The organism is Proteiniphilum acetatigenes DSM 18083, from assembly GCF_000380985.1.
Classification (GTDB): Bacteria; Bacteroidota; Bacteroidia; order Bacteroidales; family Dysgonomonadaceae; genus Proteiniphilum; species Proteiniphilum acetatigenes.
The window spans coordinates 1-3,066 of the sequence record NZ_KB905723.1 but is presented as its reverse complement, the minus strand read 5'-3'; the positions used below and the strand labels follow the sequence as shown (position 1 = coordinate 3,066).

Below are 3,066 nucleotides of genomic sequence, written 5' to 3'. Positions count from 1 at the left end.
ATTAATTTAGGCGGATTAGCCATGATGCTCTTTAAACCTGCCGGTAACGGATCGATTAATTTGATCCATTATATCAGCAGAAAATATGGTGATACTGAATCATTGACGATATACAGCCTAAAAAATAATAATCTTTATATTTCCAGTAACTCAGAAGGATTAAACGCAAGTTTTTATCTTCCCGATAACCTGATTTTAAAAGATATCACGACAGAATTTTTAACCCATCCGGAACCAAATCAATTGGTTGTTCTCTCTAAAGGGCATTATACAGAACGCGTACTCCTTGAGAAAAATGGTTATAAAATGGAGAAACACGGTATTCCAGCCTGGATAATGGAATTAAACAAGTTTTACGGTGTATTTAATGAAGAAGCCGTACCAATATTGTATACGCAGGAAAACGATTATGAAAGAGATTAAAAAATATTCCTATTACCAAATCCAGGCCTTTTGTTGTTACAGACAAAAGGAAAACTACATGGGAAGAGCAGATGGTATCCCCTCCTATTAATGGATTTATTTTCAGATATATATATAAAGTGAGTTATAAGTGAGTAAAAAAAATTGGTCAAACCCAAGTGTTCAGGTACCTTCATGGTTGCAATAATGCATAAAATCTTCTAATTTCGTTGGGATGAAGAAAAAAATTCTATCGGGCATATTTGCCCTTGCACTTCTGGCAGCCACAGGCTACGGGGTGAACCAAAGTGTGAACAGCAATGCTAATCTATCAGATCTGGCATTGAATAATGTGGAGGCGTTGGCGAATGGTGAAGTAGGTTTTCCATGGTTGTGCGCAAATACTTCTCCAAACGTTTGTATAATAGACATGGGAACTATGTATCTGGGTAAGAGATATTGGTAATCTCACCTATTTTCATAACTTCTCCTTTTTAAGTAAAGGAGAAGTTATGTTTTATCACATATTCTTTAACACGCATATATATGAAAATTTACATTTCTTGTGCCTTGTGTTTACTCATTTTTCTTTCATGTGGAGAAAATAAAAAAAGTATTATAGATAGCTTTAGAGAGATAGAGGATATTAATCATACACCTGTGAATCTCAAGAATGACTCCCACTTTTCTAAGGTTTTTAAAATTTACTGTATTAATAATAATCTGATAGCTTATGATGTAGATGGTGAATTCATATTTTCCATTACTGATCTGGACAAAGAAATAATGCTTTCAAAATTTGGGAAATTAGGCCAAGGACCTGATGAAATTTTAGGAATGGTCACTACAACATCAATAGTCAATGAAAATACCATCAGTTTTTTTGAGCCAAATAAAAGTATATTGTACACAATTAATTTTGAAAATCTCACCAATCCTGTGCTTACAGAAGTACTATCAGTAAAAGGAATAGATATGATTTTAACCTTAATTCCATTATCATCTGACATATTCGTTGCTACAGGAATTTTTGAGAAAGGGCGGTATATGCTATTGGATAAATCGGGAAAAGTGATATCATATAATTTTGATTATCCAACATTTACTAATGAAGAAATGTTCACCAATGCGCATAAAGCAATGGCGTTTCAAGGGAGATTGGCTGTAAGGCCCGATGGCAAAAGATTTTTCTTCGCATGTGAAGATTCAGAAGTTTTTGAAATCATTGAAATTACACAAAAAAATAATTTATATAAGATATTTGAGTTTCATGGAGAAGTGGCGAATTTCAAGCCCGAAGGCGATGGCATAGAGTCTGTTTCAGCAGCTATAGACAGAAATTCAAAGACAAAATTCATTGATTCGTATTGTACTCAGGATTATATATACCTTCTCTATTCAAATAGAGTGATAGGAGACAATGTATATAATGCATATCTTGCGAATAAAGTATTTGTTTTCGATTGGGATGGTAACCCTGTTAAATTATTAAATTTGGATATAGATATAAGTAATATAGCCATAGATGAAGATAACAGATATTTGTATGCCTACAGTAATGATACTGAACAACTCGTTAGTTTTACGTTAAAATAGATTCCGATATATTTACGGTTTCAATAATGCATACAACCTTTTAAAATCATTGAAATATGAAGAAAAAAATTCTATCGGGCATATCTGCCCTTGCACTTTTGATAGTCACAGCGTATGGAGTGAATCGAAGTATGAAAAGTGATGCTAATCTATCAGATCTAGCGATGAATAATGTAGAAGCATTGGCTCAAGGTGAAATAAATCCTGATAATTGTCCTTACTCTCAAAGTATCTGTATTGTGGGTAACGGATGGATATACCTCGGAAAAAGGATTTGGTAGTCGATTTCTATAGAAGATAGTGAAAATGCAGGCGTTTCATTAAATATTAAAACAACTATGTTTAATGAAATGCCTGCTTATTACTAAATGATTTAACTGAATAACTTACTTGATTAAAAATCCTGATCTTCCAGAATATTCAAACTTTACTTTAAATGCAAAAGGACAGATGTGTCATAAAAGATATAAATTCAAAACATCTATTGAATGTAAACAGGTTCGTTTTAATCCTGATAATCATTACATATCTTTTTAGCGCTATCAATAGTAATGGATTTCACCATCCCGATGAACATTTTCAACTCATTGAGTTCGCAGGATTAAAGGCGGGTTGGAATACCGGTGATGATTTGGCATGGGAATACGGTGCTCAAATTCGCCCGACCTTACAGCCTTATTTAGCTTTAGTGATATTTAAGCTGGCCGGTTTATTCGGAGTCAAAGATCCTTTTATACTGGCAACCCTGTTAAGAGGGATAACTGCGGTTTTTTCCATCCTATCTGTTTTATTTTTCAAAAGTTGCTTCAAACCTTCTATAAAAAGCAGGTATCATGCGGCATTGATTGTTTTATCATTCTTTATATGGTTTTTTCCATCTATTAATGTGCGGTTCTCATCAGAAACATGGTCGGGGTTATGCTTATTGATATCGGTCGGTCTTGTGGAATTAAACAGACAAAGTAAGCTCCGCTATTTTATCATAGGTGTTTTATTCGGATTGAGTTTCGAATTCCGTTTTCAGACAGCATTCGCCATTGCCGGTATCATCTTGTGGCTGATATGCAT

3 protein-coding genes and 2 pseudogenes are annotated in these 3,066 nt (G+C 33.9%); all 5 read left to right on the top strand.

Annotated elements, in window-relative coordinates; translation table 11 throughout:
* Positions 1–423 (top strand): annotated as a pseudogene (locus F597_RS0119745) (mannosyltransferase); the annotation flags it as partial.
* A gap of 214 nt (positions 424–637) precedes the next feature.
* Positions 638–868 (top strand): NVEALA domain-containing protein, encoded by a 231-nt coding sequence (locus F597_RS0119740; RefSeq protein ID WP_019541471.1) that lies wholly within the window; start codon positions 638–640, stop codon positions 866–868.
* An 80-nt stretch (positions 869–948) separates the two neighbouring features.
* Positions 949–1,998 (top strand): BF3164 family lipoprotein, encoded by a 1,050-nt coding sequence (locus F597_RS0119735; protein ID WP_081624428.1) that lies wholly within the window; start codon positions 949–951, stop codon positions 1,996–1,998.
* Positions 1,999–2,054: 56 nt separating this feature from the next.
* A complete protein-coding gene (locus F597_RS0119730) occupies positions 2,055–2,279 on the top strand; it encodes an NVEALA domain-containing protein (protein WP_019541469.1) in 225 nt (74 codons plus the stop codon).
* Positions 2,280–2,434: 155 nt separating this feature from the next.
* Positions 2,435–3,066 (top strand): annotated as a pseudogene (locus F597_RS0119725) (mannosyltransferase); the annotation flags it as partial.